19 protein-coding genes are annotated in these 17,963 nt (G+C 72.0%); 15 read left to right on the forward strand and 4 right to left on the reverse strand.

Features of this window, described 5'->3' with window-relative positions; genetic code table 11:
* Position 1 precedes the first annotated feature (1 nt).
* On the forward strand, positions 2-790 hold the full coding sequence (locus tag ABIA35_RS10595) for a SigB/SigF/SigG family RNA polymerase sigma factor (RefSeq protein ID WP_370334169.1): 789 nt from the start codon (positions 2-4) through the stop codon (positions 788-790).
* 105 nt (positions 791-895) lie between these two features.
* Complete coding sequence (locus ABIA35_RS10600) at positions 896-1,165, forward strand: GlsB/YeaQ/YmgE family stress response membrane protein (protein WP_370334170.1); 270 nt, start codon at positions 896-898, stop codon at positions 1,163-1,165.
* 19 nt (positions 1,166-1,184) lie between these two features.
* Here the strand turns inward: ABIA35_RS10600 and ABIA35_RS10605 are convergent, their stop codons facing one another.
* Positions 1,185-1,553, reverse strand: a complete 369-nt coding sequence (locus ABIA35_RS10605; protein ID WP_370357700.1) for an STAS domain-containing protein — start codon at positions 1,551-1,553, stop codon at positions 1,185-1,187.
* A 106-nt stretch (positions 1,554-1,659) separates the two neighbouring features.
* Between ABIA35_RS10605 and ABIA35_RS10610 the strand changes: the two genes are divergently transcribed.
* A complete protein-coding gene (locus ABIA35_RS10610; RefSeq protein WP_370357701.1) occupies positions 1,660-5,886 on the forward strand; it encodes a SpoIIE family protein phosphatase in 4,227 nt (1,408 codons plus the stop codon).
* Positions 5,883-6,170, forward strand: a complete 288-nt coding sequence (locus tag ABIA35_RS10615) for an STAS domain-containing protein (protein ID WP_370334173.1) — start codon at positions 5,883-5,885, stop codon at positions 6,168-6,170. Before ABIA35_RS10610 ends, ABIA35_RS10615 begins: the two co-directional genes overlap by 4 nt.
* A 30-nt stretch (positions 6,171-6,200) precedes the next feature.
* Here ABIA35_RS10615 and ABIA35_RS10620 read toward each other — a convergent pair whose 3' ends face one another.
* Positions 6,201-6,773, reverse strand: coding sequence for a TetR/AcrR family transcriptional regulator (locus ABIA35_RS10620; protein ID WP_370334174.1), 573 nt, complete (start codon positions 6,771-6,773; stop codon positions 6,201-6,203).
* A 71-nt stretch (positions 6,774-6,844) separates the two neighbouring features.
* On the opposite strand from ABIA35_RS10620, the gene ABIA35_RS10625 reads away from it, so the two are divergent.
* Positions 6,845-7,345, forward strand: a complete 501-nt coding sequence (locus ABIA35_RS10625) for an FBP domain-containing protein (RefSeq protein WP_370334175.1) — start codon at positions 6,845-6,847, stop codon at positions 7,343-7,345.
* Positions 7,346-7,387: 42 nt separating this feature from the next.
* On the opposite strand, the gene ABIA35_RS10630 is transcribed toward ABIA35_RS10625, so the two are convergent.
* On the reverse strand, positions 7,388-8,188 hold the full coding sequence (locus ABIA35_RS10630) for an IclR family transcriptional regulator (RefSeq protein ID WP_370357702.1): 801 nt from the start codon (positions 8,186-8,188) through the stop codon (positions 7,388-7,390).
* A 181-nt stretch (positions 8,189-8,369) separates the two neighbouring features.
* Between ABIA35_RS10630 and ABIA35_RS10635 the strand changes: the two genes are divergently transcribed.
* The 10 genes from ABIA35_RS10635 (at position 8,370) to ABIA35_RS10680 (ending at position 16,708) form a co-directional block, all read left to right on the forward strand.
* Positions 8,370-8,492: a putative leader peptide gene (locus ABIA35_RS10635; protein WP_370357703.1), complete on the forward strand. Its 123-nt coding sequence runs from the start codon at positions 8,370-8,372 to the stop codon at positions 8,490-8,492.
* Positions 8,493-8,706: 214 nt separating this feature from the next.
* Positions 8,707-9,711, forward strand: coding sequence for an ABC transporter substrate-binding protein (locus tag ABIA35_RS10640; RefSeq protein WP_370357704.1), 1,005 nt, complete (start codon positions 8,707-8,709; stop codon positions 9,709-9,711).
* 50 nt (positions 9,712-9,761) lie between these two features.
* Positions 9,762-10,802, forward strand: coding sequence for an NrtA/SsuA/CpmA family ABC transporter substrate-binding protein (locus tag ABIA35_RS10645; protein ID WP_370357705.1), 1,041 nt, complete (start codon positions 9,762-9,764; stop codon positions 10,800-10,802).
* Entirely contained in the window at positions 10,802-11,680 is an 879-nt protein-coding gene (locus tag ABIA35_RS10650) for an ABC transporter permease (protein ID WP_370357706.1), read from the forward strand. The genes ABIA35_RS10645 and ABIA35_RS10650 overlap by 1 nt, the downstream gene beginning before the upstream one ends.
* Positions 11,677-12,399: an ABC transporter ATP-binding protein gene (locus ABIA35_RS10655; RefSeq protein WP_370357707.1), complete on the forward strand. Its 723-nt coding sequence runs from the start codon at positions 11,677-11,679 to the stop codon at positions 12,397-12,399. The genes ABIA35_RS10650 and ABIA35_RS10655 overlap by 4 nt, the downstream gene beginning before the upstream one ends.
* Complete coding sequence (locus tag ABIA35_RS10660; protein WP_370357708.1) at positions 12,396-13,625, forward strand: M20 family metallopeptidase; 1,230 nt, start codon at positions 12,396-12,398, stop codon at positions 13,623-13,625. The genes ABIA35_RS10655 and ABIA35_RS10660 overlap by 4 nt, the downstream gene beginning before the upstream one ends.
* The gene (locus ABIA35_RS10665; RefSeq protein WP_370357709.1) at positions 13,622-14,152 is read left to right on the forward strand and encodes an LLM class flavin-dependent oxidoreductase; all 531 of its coding nucleotides are present in this window, start codon (positions 13,622-13,624) and stop codon (positions 14,150-14,152) included. The genes ABIA35_RS10660 and ABIA35_RS10665 overlap by 4 nt, the downstream gene beginning before the upstream one ends.
* The gene (locus ABIA35_RS10670; RefSeq protein WP_370357710.1) at positions 14,142-15,290 is read left to right on the forward strand and encodes an LLM class flavin-dependent oxidoreductase; all 1,149 of its coding nucleotides are present in this window, start codon (positions 14,142-14,144) and stop codon (positions 15,288-15,290) included. Before ABIA35_RS10665 ends, ABIA35_RS10670 begins: the two co-directional genes overlap by 11 nt.
* Complete coding sequence (locus ABIA35_RS10675) at positions 15,287-16,201, forward strand: ABC transporter substrate-binding protein (protein ID WP_370334187.1); 915 nt, start codon at positions 15,287-15,289, stop codon at positions 16,199-16,201. The genes ABIA35_RS10670 and ABIA35_RS10675 overlap by 4 nt, the downstream gene beginning before the upstream one ends.
* A 168-nt stretch (positions 16,202-16,369) precedes the next feature.
* Positions 16,370-16,708 (forward strand): hypothetical protein, encoded by a 339-nt coding sequence (locus tag ABIA35_RS10680; protein ID WP_370334188.1) that lies wholly within the window; start codon positions 16,370-16,372, stop codon positions 16,706-16,708.
* Between the two features lie 18 nt (positions 16,709-16,726).
* On the opposite strand, the gene ABIA35_RS10685 is transcribed toward ABIA35_RS10680, so the two are convergent.
* The gene (locus ABIA35_RS10685) at positions 16,727-17,842 is read right to left on the reverse strand and encodes a transaldolase family protein (protein WP_370357711.1); all 1,116 of its coding nucleotides are present in this window, start codon (positions 17,840-17,842) and stop codon (positions 16,727-16,729) included.
* Positions 17,843-17,963: the final 121 nt, after the last annotated feature.

Below are 17,963 nucleotides of genomic sequence, written 5' to 3' on the forward strand. Positions count from 1 at the left end.
CGTGAACGCGCCCGCCAAGCAAGAGGACTATGCCCGGGAACGGGCCGCGGCCCGGGCCGCACTGGTCCGGCTGCGAAAGATGCCGCCCGATGATCCGGAGTACGGCAGCCTGCGCGAGTTCGTCATCGGCGAGTACATGTCCTATGCCCGGTACATAGCGGGCAAGTTCCGCCAGCGCGGCGAGGCCCAGTCGGACCTGGAGCAGGTGGCCTACCTCGGCCTGGTCAAGGCCGTCGACAACTTCGACCCCGACTACGGCGCCGCGTTCCTGACCTACGCCACGCCGATGATCGCCGGCGAGGTCCGGCGGCACTTCCGGGACACCACCTGGGACGTGCACGTCCCGCGCCGGGTGCAGGAGAACGCCCTGGCGGTGCGCGCCGCCGAGCGTGAGCTCTCCCAGCAGCTCGGCCACCCGCCGACGGCCGCCGACATCGCCGAGCGCCTGGAGCTCTCGGCCGACGAGGTGGCCGAGGCCTACGAGGCCAGCGCCGCGCACCACGCCGCCTCGCTGGACGTCCCGGTGTCCATGACGGACGGCGACGGCGCCAGCATGGGCGAACTGATGGGCGACGTCGACCCCGGCTTCGACCTGGTCGTCGACCGCGAGGCGCTCAAGCCGCTGCTGGCCGAGCTGAGCACCCGGGACAAGAAGATCCTGCTGATGAAGTTCTTCCGCAACATGTCCCAGGCCCAGATCGGCGCCGAACTCGGCGTCTCGCAGATGCAGGTGTCGCGGCTGCTGTCGCAGATCCTGGGACGGCTGCGGGAGAAGGTCGAGGCCGGATAGGCCGGATGGTTCGCGCGTCGCGACATGGCACATATGTTTGATCCGCCGCGAACCAGCCATACGGATCCGCACGTCGAGAGCCACTTCAGGAAGGAACGGAAAACGATGGGCATCATCGCCTGGATAGTGCTGGGACTGGTCGTCGGCCTGCTCGCCGAGAAGATCGTCAACGGTGGCGACTCGCACGGGCTCATCATCACGACCCTGATCGGGATCGCCGGCGCGGTCGTCGGCGGCTGGCTGGCGACCAAGCTGTTCCACGTCGACGACATCAAGGGCTTCTTCAACATCTCGACCTGGCTGACCGCCCTGGCCGGCGCGGTCGTGCTGCTGGTGGTCTACCACGCCCTGACCGGCCGGCGCGCTCGGCGGTAGGCAGCGGTGGCGACGGCGATCAGGGCCCGGCAGCCGGCTTCAGCAGGCTGACCGCCTCGGCGACCGTGGGCACGAAGGTGAGGATCTGATCCAGACCCGCGATGTGGAAGACCCGCGTCAGCCCGCTGTTCAGCCCGGCGACCACCAGCCCGCTGTTCTCCGCCTTGGCCCGCTGGTACGCGGCGACCAGGACGGTTATGCCGGTGGAGTCGCAGTAGGCAAGCTCGGTCAGGTCCACGACCGTCGGGGCGTCCGCGGTGCAGGGGACGCCGCGCAGGACCGTCCTCAGTTCCGGAGCCGTGTGGTGATCGAGCTCGCCGCTCACGGCCACCACGGCGGCTCCGGAGACGTCATCGTGGCGGAGAACGGTCAGAGTACTGTCGGTCACCTGTGCTCCTGGGCGGCTGAGGGGTACCTTTACACGTTCCCCAAGAATAGAAGGCCATGGCGCCGAGCGCTGTCGAGGAGCTTCGGTGGACGAAGGGTTTCCAGTGGTGCCTCACGATGACGGCTGGGCCGAGGTCTTCGCCGCCGACCCGAAAGTCGGCGCCGACCTGGCCCGCGTGGACTGGGCGGCGACGCCGCTGGGCCGGCCGGACGGCTGGCCGGTCAGCCTGCAGACGGCCGTGAGCATCCTGCTGGCCTCCAGGTTCCCCATGTGGATGGCCTGGGGCCCGGAGCTGACCTTCTTCTGCAACGACGCCTACCGGCGGGACACCCTGGGCCAGAAATACCCGTGGGCGCTGGGCAGGCCGTCCAGCCGGGTGTGGGAGGAGATCTGGGACGCCATCGGCCCCCGGATCCAGACGGTGCTAGCCACCGGCCAGGCGACCTGGGACGAGGCGCTGCTGCTGTTCCTGGAACGGTCCGGCTACCCCGAGGAGAGCTACCACACCTTCTCCTACAGCCCGCTGCGTGACGACGACGGCGCGATCGTGGGCATGCTCTGCGTGGTCAGCGAGGACACCGAGCGGGTCATCGGCGAGCGCCGGATGGCCACCCTGCGCGATCTCGGCTCGGACCTCAGCGTGGTGCGCACGGAGCGGGAGATGCTCGACTTCGCGGTCGCTCAGCTCGACCGCAATCCGTACGACCTGCCGTTCACGCTGACGTACCTGTTCCAGGAAGACGGCACGGCGCACCTGATCGCCGCCACCGGCATCGCCGACAGCCACCCGGCCGCCGCCGAACTGCTGGCCGCCGAACCGATCGACGCCGAACTGCCGACCTCCGAACCTCTGGCCGCCGAACCACTGGCCGCCGAACCTCTGACCGCCCAAGCGCCGACCGCCGGATCCGCCGCCATCTGGCCGGTGGCGGCGGCCGCCCGCGGCGAGTCGGTCGTGATGCCGCTGGACGGCCCGGCCTTCGCCGACCTGCCGACCGGCGCCGGGGAACTGCCGCCGCTCCAGGCGATGGTGGTGCCGCTGCGCCAGCAGGGCGGGCAGCCCTACGGGTTCCTGGCGGCGGCGCTGAACCGCTACCGCGTCCTGGACGAGGGCTACAGCGCCTTCGTGGAACTGGTCGCCGGCCACATGGCCACCGGCATCGGCAGCGCCCGCAGCTACCGCGACCAGCAGCGCCGCGCCGAGGAACTGGCCGAGCTGGACCGGGCCAAGACCACGTTCTTCTCCAACATCAGCCACGAGTTCCGCACGCCGCTCACCCTGATCATGGGCCCGGTCCAGGAGCTGCAGAGCAAGCTGGCCGACGCCGACCCGCAGATCCGCGAGGAGCTGGAAGTCGTCCGCCGCAACGGCATGCGCCTGGGCAAGCTGGTCAACACCCTGTTGGACTTCTCCCGCATCGAGGCGGGCCGGATGCGGGCCGTCTACGAACGCGTCGACCTCGCGGCCGTGACCCGGGAGCTGACCAGCGTCTTCCGCTCCGCGGTCGTCAAGGCCGGCCTGGACTTCGAGGTCGACTGCCCGACCCTGCCCGAGCCGGTCTACATCGACCGCGACATGTGGGAGAAGGTCGTCCTCAACCTTCTGAGCAACGCGCTGAAGTTCACCTTCGAGGGCTCGATCCGGGTGACGGTGCGCGCCGTCGACGGCCAGGCGCGGGTCGAGGTGGCCGACACCGGGATCGGCGTGGCCCCCGAGGAGATGCCCCGGCTGTTCGAGCGCTTCCACCGCATCGAGAGCGCACGCTCCCGGTCCACCGAGGGCAGCGGTATCGGGCTGGCGCTCGCCAAGGAGCTCATCGCCCTGCACGGCGGCTCCATCTCCGCGGCGTCGGTCGTGGGCCAGGGCACCAGCCTCACCGTCCGCCTGCCGTTCGGCTCGGCGCATCTGCCCGCCGACGCCGTCTTCTCCGAGCCGGGGGAGGACGCGGCGCGCGCCGGTGCCGATCCGTTCGTGCAGGAGGCGCTGCGCTGGTTGCCTGCCGACGGCGGCGAGCAGGCCGTGGAGACCGTGACCGAGCTGGGGCCGGCGCGGGCCTCGGAGTCCGGCCGGGTACTGATCGCCGACGACAACGCCGACATGCGTGAGTACCTCGCCCGGCTCCTGCACGGCGCGGGCTACGACGTCACCGTGGTCCCGGACGGCCGCGCGGCCCTGCGAGCCGTCGGCGGCGACCTGCCCGATCTGGTCATCAGCGACGTGATGATGCCGCACCTGGACGGCCTGGCCCTGGTCGCGGCGCTGCGCGGCGACCCGCGGACCGCCTCGATCCCGGTGCTGCTGCTGTCGGCCAGAGCCGGCCAGGAAGCGTCCATCGAAGGACTTCAGGCCGGTGCCGACGACTACCTGGTGAAACCGTTCGCGGCGGCCGAACTCCTGGCCCGGGTCCGGGCGAACATCGAACTGGCGCGGCTGCGCAGCCACCACATCCGGTGGCGCAACGTGCTGGTCGACTCGCTGCAGGAGGCGTTCTTCGTCGGCGAGCAGGACGGCACGGTCATCGAGGCGAACGCGGCCTTCGAGGGCATCCTCGGCTACGGTCCCGAAGGTCTGCCTTACCGACCGGCCCATCCATGGTGGCCGGACGCCGCCACCGAGCCGGAGGCCCACCGGCGTGCCGCCGAGGCCTTCACCGCGCTGCCCGGCCGGGACCGGGGCGCGCAGACCGTCGCCGTCACCCATCGCGACGGGCGCCGGCTGTGGATCAGCGTGGCCGGCAACCAGGTCCGCGATCCCGATTCGGACCGCACCGTGATCGTCGGGACCTTCCGCGACGTGACCGCCGACCACTACGCGGTCCAGCGGGAAAGCGCGCTGGCGGCTCTGGCCGGATGCCTGGCGCGAGCCACCAGCCTGCGCGAAGCGGTGGACGGCGCGCTGGAGGAACTCAAGAGTCTGTGGCATGCCCGCTGTGTCGTGGCCGCCGTCTTCGGACCCGGGGGTGAGTCAGGCGAGGAGCCCGCGCTCACCTCCACCGATGCTGTATTGGCCTGGCAGCATCTGCCCGCCGAGCGCCGCCGGGTGCTCACCGAGCTGCGCGATCAGCCCGCATTGACCACCGTCGCGGACGACAGCGGCGCCAGCGTCGCGCTGGAGCATCCGGAAGGCCCGCTGGTCCTGTGGATCGACCTGGGCGAGCAGCGGCCCTTCTCGGTCGAGGATCTGCTCCTGCTGTCCCTGCTGGGCAGCCACTTGGCTCAGGGGTTGGCGCGGGCGCACCAGATCGACCAGCAGCGCCAGACCGCCATAGCCCTGCAACGCGCGATCCTCGGCCCTTCTTTGCTTCCCGAGGGGTTCGCGGTCCGCTACGAGCCGGCCACCCGGCCGCTGGAGGTCGGCGGCGACTGGTACGACACCATCCCCTTGGCGGACGGGCGGATCGGCATCGTCGTCGGCGACTGTGTGGGACGCGGGCTCAGCGCCGCCAGCGTCATGGGCCAGCTGCGCAGCGCCTGCCGTGCGCTGCTCCTTCAGGAGGCGAGCCCGTCCCGGGTGCTGAAGGCCCTGGACGACTTCGCCGTGGGCGTGCCCGGAGCGGTGTGCACCACAGTGTTCTGCGGTGTGCTGGACCCCGGGACCGGCACCCTGACGTACTCCAGCGCCGGACATCCGCCCGGCATCCTGGTCCACGCCGACGGCAGCACCCACCTGCTGGAGCAGGGCCGTTCGCTGCCGCTGGCGGTCAAATCGGACCTGGCCCGGGCCGAAGGGGTCTGTGCCATCCCGGCGCGCTCCACACTGCTGCTGTACACCGACGGCCTGGTCGAGCGTCGCCGCCGCTCGATCAGCGCGGGCATCGACGCGGCCGGCGCGGTGGTCCGGGCCGGCCGCGACGCCGCCGTCGACGACCTCGCCACCGATCTCATGACCAGCCTGGCCCCGGCCGGCGGCTACGACGACGACGTCGCGCTGCTGCTGTACCGGCACCCGGCCCCGCTGCGGATCTCCTTCGCCGCCGAGTCCTCGCAGCTCGCGCCGGTCCGCAAGGCGCTGCGCGGCTGGCTCAGCCAGTGCGACCTGCCGCCGGGGACCGCGCAGAACATCCTGGTGGCCGTCGGCGAGGCCTGCGCCAACGCGGTCGAGCACGGCCACCGCGACGCGCTCGGAGACATGGTCTTCTTCCGCGCCGAGGCGCACGTCGACAGCCTGTACCTGACCATCGTCGACACCGGCAGCTGGAAGCCGCCGCAGGAACAGGGCAGCACCGACCGGGGCCGCGGTCTGAAGTTGATGCGTGCCCTGATGAACCATGTCGTCGTCACACCGGGACCTACCGGGACCACCGTTCGCATGCATATGAGGATCGACTCATGACCACACCTCTTGCTCTGACTTCCAGCCGGCGCCCGGACGGCGTGACCGTGTTGACGGCGGTCGGCGAGATCGACATGAGTAACACCGGGGTCCTGGCCACGGCCCTGGAACAGGAGTCCGGGACGGTCGTCGTGGACCTCACGGGGATCGAGTATCTGGACAGCGCGGGATTGAGTGTCCTGTTCACCCACGCCGACCGCATCGAGCTGATCGCCACCGAATTGCTGGAGCCGGTGCTGACCATCTCCGGGCTCGCCGATCTGGCTCCTGTGCACCGCGGGTGAGTGGGGGACTGCTCCTCGTCTGCTTCTCGACTACTCCGCCTCCGGCCAGTTGCGCAGCGCCACGTCCAACGCGTCCACCGTCCGAGCCCATGACTTCGCGACGGACCGCGCGTGGTGCTCGAAGCCGCCTGCCGCCTCCATCCGTACGAAGCCGTGCAGGGTGGCGTGCAGCATCCGCACGGCGTCGGTCTCGTCCGGTTCCCGCAGCGCGTAGCCGCGCAGCAGGGCCCGGGTGAGCTCCGAGTGCCGCCGGTTCACGCCGACGACCGCCGTCTCAGCCTCCAGCATCAGCCAGGACGCGGCGTAGCGGCCGGGATGCTTCCTGGCGTAGGTGCGGTAGGCGTCGGCGTACGCCCGCAGCGCCTCCTTGCCGGAGCGGCCGGCCAGTGCCTCGCCGGCCCGGTCGGCGAGCTCGGTCAGGGCCAGTGCGGCTACCCCGGAGCGGAGTTCCTGGGCGTTCTTGACGTGCGAGTACAGGCTCGCGTCCTTCACCCCGAAGCGCCGGGCCAGCGCGGAGACCGTCACCTTCTCGAACCCGACCTCGTCGGCCATGTCCGCGGCCGCGCGCACCAGGCGCTCCGCGGTCAGTCCCGCCCGTGCCATGCGCAGCCCTCCGCCGGTTGAGACCCCTTAACCAATTGCCTAGAGGCTCTAGGAAAGTTACGGTCCCCTCTATGAAACCACTCACCGAGCGCCAGATCCGGGGATCCTTCATCAACCTCTCGAAGGGCGAGTCCCAGCGCCTGAGCATGCCCCGGGACTTCGACGAACGCCCCTGGGACGACCTGGACTTCCTGGGCTGGCGCGAACCGGGCGCCCTGGACCGCGCCTACCTGGTCGCCGAGCGCGACGGCGGCCTGGTCGGCGTCGCCCTGCGCGTCGCGGGCTCGGGCACCTCGCGCGGCTTCACCGCGACCGGCATCTGCTCCCTGTGCCAGACCGCGCGCACCGGCGGCGACGTCGCGCTGATGACCGCACGGCGCACCGGCGAGGCCGGACGCCAGGGGAACTCGGTCGGCCAGCACATGTGCGTGGACCTGGCGTGCTCGCTGTTCCTGCGCGGCGCCAAGGTGGCCGCCACCGATCCGGACTACTACGAGACGCTGACGCTGGAGGACAAGATCGAGCGGATGAACGCCAGTATCGATGCCTTCCTGGCGCGCGTCAGGAAGTGACGCCGACGCTGATACCGACACCGACACCGACACCGGGCGCCGCTATGGCAGAGCGATCGGCGGACGCGGCTGCGTGCGCCGCTGGCCGGGCGGCAGCAACAGCACCTCCAACGCGGTCGCGCACGCCGCGGCCTGCTCGGCGAACCAGCCGAGCCGGGCGCTCGCCATCGCTTCGGGCGAGGAGCGCAGGGCCAGCGCGAAGCGTGCGCGGTTCTCGTGGTCCAGGACCGGGACGGCGACGGTGCGCACGCCCGCCGTGGACTCGCCTTCGTTGAGGGCGAAGCCCGCGGTGCGCACGCGCGCCAACTCGTCCCGCAGCTCCTGCGGATCGGTGATGGTGCGCTGGGTCAGCTGCTCCAGCGGCAGCGCGGCCAGGTCCGCGTCCTCGCCCCAGGCCAGCAGGACCTTGCCCAGCGCGGTGGAGTGCAGGGGGCGGCGCAGGGCCCGGGCGCCGTCGCGGTCCAGCGAGCCGCCGACCAGGATCACGGCGTGCTCCCCGACCCGGGCGGCCAGGTCCGCGGTCGCGCCGGTGCGGGTCGCCAGGTCGGCCAGTTCCGGTTCGGCGCGGTGCAGGCCGCGCCGGTGGTAGGCCAGGCGGCCGAGTTCGGCCAGCACCGGGCCGAGGCGGTAGCGGGACGTCGCGGGGTCCTGCTCCAGCAGCGCCTCGTTCGTCAGGACTTTCAGAAGGCGGTGCGCCGTCGACAGGGCCAGGCCGGTGCGCCGCGCCAGGTCGGACGCGGACAGGTCCTGCGGGCTGTCGGAGAAGCACTGCAGCAGCGCCAGCGTCCGGTGCACCGCCTGCGCGCCCTCGCGGGGCGGGGTCGGCGCGAAATCTCGGTCCATGCGCTGGAGTATTCCATAGTGTGGAAGCTCTGAGTGCTGTCAACGTCTCTGGCACCGAACTAATCCCGCAGTGTGGACGATTCTCGTGCGGCGATTGTCTTCGCTCGTCTCCTCCCGGATAGTGGAAGCCAGGCGCCCGGTCGGCGCCACACCGGGATGGGGAGCTGAGGGGAGGACCGCGATGTACGGATACGTAACCGGCCCTCTGCGTCCGCGGCCTGCCTGCCCGCCGGTCCGGCTCGTTCTGACCGTGCGACGCCATGTCGATCTGGTGCGCGTCTCCAGCGCGATCTGTCCGGTCTGATCTCATCGGCGGGCTCTGCGTCTGTCTCTGACAGGCTCTGCGTCTGTCTCTGACAGGCTCTGCGTCTGTCTTTGACAGGCTCTGTGCCACGCACCGATCTCTTCGTCACACCCGCGCTCCTGTCGCGTTTCTTCTTCTTCGCCTTCCGGCGCCGCCCTGCGTTCTTCAGTGCTGCGCCGGTGCGTCCACCGCGTCCACCTGTGAGGACACCGCCATGCCCGCATCCGCCACCTCGCTCGACACCCTGTGGTTCACCCGCTGCCCGGTCCCGACCGCCACCGGCATCGCCGCCGACCGGGGCTGGCTGGCCGCCGAATTCGCCGCCGACGGCCTGGTGGTCCGCTCGCTCCAGGACGCCGGCGGCGACGTACCGCGCGAGCGGCACTTCACCCACGCGCTGACCGGACTGTTCCGGGAGGGCGGGAACGTCCCGGCGCTGTGGGCGCGGGCGGCGGGGGAGCCGACGCGGCTGATCGGGCTGACCTGGATCGAGGAGCGGCAGGCGATCCTGGTGCGCGCCGAGGACCGTGGGCGCGTCGCCGAACCGGCCGATCTGGCCGGGCTCCGGATCGCGGTCCCGCGCCGCGAGATCGCGATCGACTTCTGGCGCGCGATGGCGCTGGCCGGGTTCCACGGCGCGCTGGCCGCCGCCGGGCTCGGCCTGGCCGATGTCACACCGGTGGAGGTCGTCGCGGCGCCGTCGGCGGGACAGTGGATCGCCGAGCTCGAAGCGCTGCGCGACGGCCGGGTCGACGCCGTGTACGTCAAGGGCGCGCTGGCGGTGGAGGCCGCGGCGGCGCACGGCGCGGTCATCGGCATCGACCTGGACACCTTCGAGGACCCGGCGGTGCGGGTCAACAACGGGACGCCGCGTCCCGTGACGGTGCACCAGGACCTGTTGGACCGGCATCCCGACCTGGTCGTGCGCTTCCTGCGGGTGCTGGTCGAGGCCGCCGACTGGGCCGGATCGCACCCGCGGGACCTGGCCCGGATCCTGGCCGCCGAGACCGGCGCCGGGCCCGAGGGCGTGGCCGGCGCCTATCGCGGCGCGGGGTCCTCCGACCTGCATCTGGACCTGTCCGACCACCGCCTGGAGCTGCTGGCGCGGCAGGAGCGCTTCCTGCGCGGCCAGGGCTTCCTGGCCGGCCCGGTGGACGTCGCGGCCTGGGCCGCGCCCGAGGCGCTGGCCGCCGCCCGGTCGCTGGCGGCAGCACGCTGATCCGCCTCCCGCGCCGCCTTTCCATTTCCCATCCTGACAAGGAACCCCTGATGAATGCTTCGATCCGCCGGATTTCCGCCGTCCTCACCGCGGCTCTCTTCGCCACTTCCGCAGCCGCCTGCTCCTCCTCGAAGTCCGCCTCCTCGCAGGATCCGCACACCGGCGCCGCCGCGCTCGCCGGCTCGGGCAGCGTCACGATCCGCATCCCGGACCCCGGCAACTCCGGCGCGCTCGCGCTGGGCAAGAAGGACGGCAGCCTGGCCGCCGCGCTGGCCAAGGTCGGCGCCAAGGTCGCCTGGACCGGCAGCGCCGGCGCCTTCGCCCCCGCGGCGCAGGAACTGGACGGGGACCAGTTGGACGTCGCCGAGGGCTCCATCACCTCCGCCGTCGCCGCGCTCGCCCAGAAACCCGGCTTCAAGCTGTTCGCCGCCGTCGCCCCGGACAAGGTCGGCGAGGGCATCCTGGTGAAGGACAACTCCGGCATCAACAGCGTCGCGGACCTGGCCGGCAAGAAGGTCGTGGTCTGGCACGGCGGCTCCAGCGAGTACCTGTTGCTCAAGGCCCTGGCACAGAACCACATCCCGGACTCCTCGGTCCAGCGGGTGTACCTGCAGCCGAACCAGAGCGCGGCGGTCCTGCACTCCGGCCAGGTCGACGCCTGGGCCACCTGGGCCACCTTCTCGATCTCCGAACGCGCCAACGCCGGCGAGCACTTCCTGGTCACCGGCGGCGACATCGGCTCGCAGAACTACGCGGTCTGGGCCGTGCGCAACGAGTTCGCGACCGCGTACCCCGCAGTGGTGAAGGCGCTCTATGACTACCTGCACGATGCCGAGACCAAGCAGGCGCAGAACCCTGAGGCCTACATCAACGTGTTCCACACCTCCGGCCCGGACGCCGTGTCCGGCAAGGAGAAGGACCTGACGATCGCCGACTACAAGGCAGGCAGCCCAACCTCCCCGATCACCGCAGCGGACCAGGCGAACTTCAAGGAGGTCGCCCAGTTCTTCGCCGACGAGAAGGTGACGCCCGGCGTGGTCGACCTCGCCCCGAACGTGCTCGACGTGACGACCCTGGCGGGGGGGTCGTGATGACGGCGCTGGATACCAAGGCCGGTGAACCGATCTCGCCTGCCGAGCCGATCGATTCAGCCGCACCCCTCGACCTCGTCACCCCGCACGTCCGCCGCACCCGCCGCCGCCCCCGCGGCCTGGCCTTCGTGCTGCGCGCGCTGGGTCCGCTGGTCATCCTGGCCGGCTGGTGGACCGCCTCGGCGACCGGTGTCCTGACCAAGGACCTGCTCGCCTCGCCGCCGGACGTGCTGCGGCAGGCGGTCGACCTGTGGCGCAGCGGCCAGTTGTCCCAGGCACTCACCGTCTCCCTGGCCCGCGCCGGGACGGGCTTGCTGCTGGGCGTCACGGCCGGGCTCGTGCTCGGTGTCGCGGCGGGCTTCTCGCGCGTCGGCGACGACCTGCTCGACTCGGCCATGCAGACCCTGCGGGCCCTGCCGTTCCTGTCCCTGGTGCCGCTGTTCATGGTGTGGTTCGGCATCGGCGAGGCCGCCCGGATCATCCTGATCGCGGTGGCCACGACCTTCCCGATGTACGTGTCGACCTCCGGTGCGGTGCGCAGTGCCGATCCCAAGCTGGTGGAGGCGGCACGCGCCTTCGGGCTGGGCCGGCTGGCCACGGTCCGGCGGATCGTGCTGCCCGGCGCGCTGCCCGCGATCCTGTCGGGCCTGCGGTTGTCCACCACGCTGAGCGTCATCGCCCTGATCGCCGCCGAGGAGATCAACTCCACCGCCGGCCTGGGCTACCTGATGGCGCAGGCGCAGGACTTCTCCCGGACCGACATCCTGACCGTCTGCATCCTCATCTACGGTCTGCTCGGCCTGGCCGCCGACGTCCTCATCAGGGCCCTGGAACGCGTCCTGATGCCCTGGCGCAACGCGGTGGGAGGCACCCGATGAGCACGGCTGTGCAGATCAAGGGCGTCCGGCGCGAGTTCGGCGGACGGACCGTGCTCGACGGCGTGGATCTGGAGATCCGGCGCGGGGAGTTCGTGGCGCTGCTCGGCGCCAGCGGTTCGGGCAAGACCACGCTGCTGCGGCTGCTGGCCGGGCTGGACCGGCCCGACGGCGGCGAGGTCCTGGTGCCCCGGCAGCGGACCGTGGTCTTCCAGGAGCCGCGCCTGATCCCGTCGCAGCGGGTGCTGGGCAACGTCGCGCTCGGCCTGCCGCGCGGGGCCGCCACCCGGGCCACCGCCCTGGCGGCGCTGGCCGAGGTGGGCCTGGCCGGCCACGCCCGCGCCTGGCCCGCGACCCTGTCCGGCGGGGAGGCCCAGCGCGTGGCGCTGGCCCGGGCCCTGGTGCGCGAACCCGGGCTGCTGCTGCTCGACGAGCCGTTCGCGGCGCTGGACGCGCTGACCCGCCTGAAGATGCAGGACCTGGTGGCCGACCTGGTCGCGCGGCACCGCCCGGCGGTGCTGCTGGTGACCCACGACGTCGAGGAGGCGATCCGGCTCGCGGACCGCGTCGTGGTGCTCGGCGGGGGAGGGCGGCTGGTCCTCGACGAGCCCGTCGGCCTGAGCCGGCCCCGTGACGACGCCGATCCGGCCTTCCCCGTGCTGCGTCGCCGGCTGCTCGCCGAACTCGGCGTGACGTCGGTCGGCACAAAGAGCGCCGCATGACAGTCCTCGACGACGCCCGGCAGCTGCACCCGGACCTGACCCGCCTGCGCCGGGATCTGCACGCGGACCCCGAGATCGGTCTGCACCTGCCGCGTACCCAGGAGAAAATCCTGGCCGCGCTTGACGGTCTCGGTCTGGAGGTCACACTTGGCGAAGCTCTGACCTCGGTCACCGCGGTGGTGCGCGCCTCAAAACCGGCGCCAACCTCCACACCGGCTGCTCCCATCCTGCTGCGGGCCGACCTCGACGCGCTCCCGCTGACCGAAGCCACCGGCCTGGACTTCGCCTCCCGAACCCCCGGCGCGGCCCATGCCTGCGGCCACGACCTGCACGCGGCGATGCTCGTCGGCGCGGCCAGGCTCCTTGCCGCCCGCCGCGACCGGCTGCCCGGGGACGTGATCCTGATGTTCCAGCCCGGCGAGGAAGGACACGACGGCGCGCGGTTGATGCTGGAGGAAGGGCTGCTCGACGCCGCCGGAACCCGGCCCGCGGCCGCCTACGCGCTGCACGCGTCATCCTCCTCTCCGCTCGGCCGCTTCGGTACCCGCTCCGGTCCGGCCCTGGCCGCGTCCGGAACCGTCGAGGTGGTGTTCCGCGGCAGCGGCGGGCACGGCGCCTGGCCGCACGCCGCCCGCGACCCGATCCCGGCCCTCGGCGCGGCGATCGGGGCGTTGCAGACCATGGTCACCCGGCGCTTCGACGCCCTGGAACCGGTGCTGGTCTCGGTCGGCCGGGTGTCGGCGGGCACCGCGCCGAACATCGTGCCGGACACCGCGTACCTGGCAGCCACCCTGCGGGCCTTCAGCGACGACGCCCACCGGCGCCTGGCCGCCGAGATCGAGCGCGTCGTCCACGGCATCGCCGCCGCGCACGGTGTCGAAGCCGAGGTCGTGCACAGCCAGGGCTACCCGGTGACGGTGAACGCCCCGGACGCCGCGGACTTCGTCGCCGACACCTGCGCCGAGGTGTTCGGCGCCGAACGCCACGCCGCCGCCGAACGGCCGGCGCTGGTCTCCGACGACATCGGACGCGTGCTGGCCGAGGTGCCCGGCGCGATGGTGTCGCTCGGCGCCCGTCCGCAGGACCTGGACGCCGAACGTGCCGCGCCCAACCACTCGCCGCTGGCCGTCTTCGACGACGCCGTCCTGGCCGACGGAGCCGCGCTGCTCGCCGAACTCGCGTTGCGATCGCCCCGCAAGAACTCTGAAGGAAGACCCCTGATATGAGCCGCATCCACATAGTGCTGCCTCCGGCGGCCGAGGCCCCGCCGCCGGTCACGCTCCCGGACTTCATCACCGACCTGCGCCCCGCCGCGTCCGATCCGTTCCTGGCTCTGGCCAAGGCCGCCGATCTCGCCGGGCTGGCCGGCGTCGTCGTGCCCTACGATCCCGAAGGTCCCGAACCCCTGGTCACCGCTGCGGGATTGCTGCGGGCGACTCGGCACATCACCGTCTTCGCCGGCATCCAGCCGTGGATCGCCACCCCGCAGTACGCGGCGAAACTGTCGGCCACGTTGCAACGCTTCTCCGGCGGACGCCTCGGCTGGTACCTGGACGACGACGCCGAATCCGCGGCGTTCGTCGAGACCGCGCGCGACTTCTGGCAGCGTCCCGACGGCCTGCCCGAAGTGCTGTCCGAGCACGCGTTTCCGCGTATCGCCTTCGCAGGGAACGAAGAGTCCTTCTTCGCCGTGAGCCACGACCCAGGCGAGGTCTACCGGATCGGTGAAGGGGAGCCGGCCCATGTCGGTTGACATCTATTGGCGCATCGCGATGGAGGGCGACCAGAAGTCGCTGTACGAGCCGGGCAGCACCCGGGGCGGATTCGCCCCGCATCTGTCCGGCGGGCTGGCTCCCGGCCGCAACCGCGACCACGGTGCGGACGACGGCTTCACCCACGCCGATTACATGGCCGAAGTGGTCCGAGCTTCGGAGGAATCAGGCTTCGTCGGCGGCCTGCTGCCCTCCTTCCCGCACACCGACGACCCCTGGGCCGCCGCCGCGACCCTGGCCGCCGAGTCGCGGAACTACCGGTTCATGGTCGCCTTCCAGCCCGGGTTCCTGCATCCGGTGCAGGCCGCACGGATGTCGGCGACGCTGCAGAAGGCCACCGGGGGACGCCTGGTCTACAACATCATCTCCGGCGGCGGCGGACCGGCGCAGCTGTGGTGGGGCGACACCACCGGGCACGACGACCGCTACGCGCGCACCTCGGAGTTCCTCGACGTCCTCAAGGGTGTGTGGACCGGCGACGGCCTGTTCCAGCACGACGGGCGCTTCTACCAGGTCACCGACGGCGGGCTGCCCCCGACGCTGGCCGGGCAGCCGTTCCCGGAGATCTTCTTCTCCGGCTCGTCCCCGGCGGCGATCGAGGCCGCCGGGCGTCATGCGGACTACTACCTGTCGTGGCTGGAGCCGTTCGAGGCGCTGGCCGCGAAGTTCGCGGCGGTGCGCGAGCGCAGTCCGAAGCCGCCGAAGTTCGCCGTCCGGATCGACATCCTGGCGCGCGAGACCGAGGAAGAGGCCTGGGACGTCATCCGGCGCGGCTGGGCCGGGCTGCCCGAGGAGGGTGCTGAGGGCTCGGCGGCCGAGCGCGAGGGCGGAGCGTCCGGGGACTCGGTCGGCTGGCGGCGCAGCCAGGACTTCACCGCCGGCGCCGACGGCTCCCACCGCGCGCTGGAAGTGGCGCCGAACGTCTGGGGCGGCTTCCACCGGCTGCGCCCGGGACCCGCCTTCGGCCTGGTCGGCGACTACCGCCAGGTCGCCGACCGGCTCAACGAACTGATCGCGCTCGGCGTGGACGCCTTCATCCTCGCCGGAGTCCCGCACCTGGAAGAGGCGCGCCGGGTAGGCCGCCACGTCCTGCCCCTGTTGAAAGGAAACCCGCAATGACCGTCCGCGTCGGCTACTTCCCGCAGAACAACTCGCTGTTCGTGCTGCGCCACCTCGGCATCCTGGAGCAGCGGCTCCCCGGCGTCGAGTGGGTCGACCTGCGCAGCCTGGAGCACGGCCCCCGCGTGGACCCGACCCGTGCACTGCCCTCGGCCCACGGCGACCACCTGTTCGACGGCGGCTACGACTTCATCGGCACCGGCTCCACCCCGCCGGTCACCGCGCAGGCCAAGGGGCACGACATCGTCTACGTCGCGGTCTCCGGCCCCCGCGTGGAGAACGGCCGCCTGGTCGTGCACGCCGACTCCGACATCGCCGACCCCGGGGGCCTGAAGGGCAGGCGCGTCGCCCTCGGCCACGGATCCTGGCAGACCACGCTGCTGCTCCTGGCGCTGGAGAAGGCGGGCCTGGGCTGGTCCGACATCACGCCGGTCGACGTCTACGGCGACGCCGCCGAGCGCTTCCTGGCCCGCGAGGTCGACGCCTGGGTCGGCTCCTACCCGTACCTGACGAAGGTCGAGGAGCAGACGCAGATCAGGGAACTGATCCCCACTGACGGCCTGTTCAGCCACCGCTCACTGTGGTTCACCAGCCGCGCCTTCGCGACCGACCGCCGCGACGACCTCGCCGCGATCATCGCGGCCCTCCAGGAGGCCGACGCCTGGACCGCCGCCCACCCGGCCGAGGCGGCGGAGTTCTTCGCCGCCGACGACGGCCGCCCGGCCGCCGAATGGGAGCACGCGCTGCGCACCCGCCCCTGGGGCCTGCTCCCGCTGGACGCCGATTTCGTCGCCGAGCAGCAGCACGCCGCGGACCTGTTCTTCGCCAACGGCCTGATCGAGCGGTCGGTGACGGTGGCCGACGCCGTGTCGGAGGAGATCGGGGAGATCGTGCGGGGGACGGCGGGCTGATGGATGCCCGCTGATTCCCGCTGATGCGCGGCGGGAGGGGATGGCATTGCAGAGCTCCATTCCCTCCCGCCTGCCCCGTTTGTGCGCTGACGACTTGGACACCAGGCACTCAGCCGAGCGTGTGGCGGCCGTCGTCGGGGCGACCGGGATCGATGGGGTGATGTGCCAATGCTGTGGTTCCTCATGCATGGGCGTCCGACGAGGGCGCAGAAGCGGCTGGCGGCCCTGGCCGAGCTGCACGCACGCGCATCGGTGCGCCAGGCCGAGGAGATCGTGGCCATCGCCTGGGCCGATCAACTGGTCTACGCGGTCCAGGCCCACCCGGGCAACCAGCAGCCGCTGGAGTACCAGCAGCTGCGCCTGATCCGGGCCGCCCGCAAGCGCGCGCGGGCCGCTGAGCGGGACCGCCGCAAGCTCCTGGAGCTCGGCGCGGACCCTTGCGACGCGGCGGAGATGCTGTCCTCGGTTCGCGATCGGCGGGCAGACGGTCCCTCCGACGTCGGCTGAGCCTGCCCGCGGGCAGGCTCAGCGCCCCACCCCGACACCCAGCAGCGCGCGCTTCTCGGCGATCAGAGCCCGCACACCCTCGAACGCCTCCGCCCCGCGCCGCACGGCCTCCGCCTCCAGCAGCCCCGCGATCACCAGTGGGCTGATCCCGGCCTTGACCAGCGCCGCGAGGGTCCGCCGCGCCGCCGGTATCTGCGCGTCGGCCATCGGCCGGGCATGGCCGCCGGCCAGGAAGGCGTCAGCCGTGTAAGGGCTCAGCAACGCGACGCTCCCGCGCGTGATCAGCGACTCCACGTACCGCGATTCCGGCTGCCGGGCGTCCGGCACAGTGAGCCCGGACCACAGACAGCGCTGCGGGGTGGCCCCGAGCGCGGCCAGCGGTTCCCAGGCCTCCCCGGTGAAGAACGCCAGGTACTCGGCGCGTATCAACGCCGCCGTGGCCACCCCGAAGGTGCCGGCCAGGTCGGGACGCCGGCCCATCGCGCGCAGCCGCAGGTCCGCCTTCTCGTCCAGCGCCGCGATCGGGACCGAGGCGACCGAGGTCACCGCGCCCGGATCGCCGCCGGCGGCCACCAGTCTGGCCAGGCCGCGCCGATAGGCGATCGCGGTCTGGCGGTAGCGCCCGGGGGAGTGGACGCCGGTGGCCATGACCGACAGCCCGCGCGCGGTGGCCTCCTGGATCGCGGTCAGCCCGCCGCCGGCGGCCGGGATGCCGATGAGCAGGTTCGGGCGGCCGATCGCCTCGGCCAGCCACTGCGCCTGGTCCACGGCCGCCGCCGCGTCGGCGGTGCGGCGCGGATCGATGTCCACCGCGACCCAGCCGTCCATCGGCTTGTCCGCGACCACCGTCTCCAGCAACAGGTCGCAGGCCTGCTGGGCGTCGGCGCGCACCAGCTGGCGGCGGACCCGCTCGCTGTCGTCCATGAGCGGCGACAGGGTCCTGATCTGGTCGTCGTAGGCGGTCGTGTGCGCCAGCGCGGCGGCCAGCGACGCCGGATCGGCGACCACGCCGGTGATCCCGCAGCGGATCAGGCGCCGCAGGCCGTGGCGGTCGTCGTGGATCCAGTCGCGGGACAGGTGGTGGATCCAGGGCGTCTGGCCGAGGGCGGCGAGCTGCTGAAGCGTGGTGCGCATCGGAAGCCCCCTCACCGGTCGGTGACGGCGCTCGACGGTGATCCTGGTCGTGCTGGGCAGGTGGTCGGTACGGAGTGCACGGCAGTGTTCGTCGTCATCGCTTCGGGCTCCAGCTTCTCGC

The sequence above is a fragment of the Catenulispora sp. MAP12-49 genome, from assembly GCF_041262705.1.
Classification (GTDB): Bacteria; Actinomycetota; Actinomycetes; order Streptomycetales; family Catenulisporaceae; genus Catenulispora.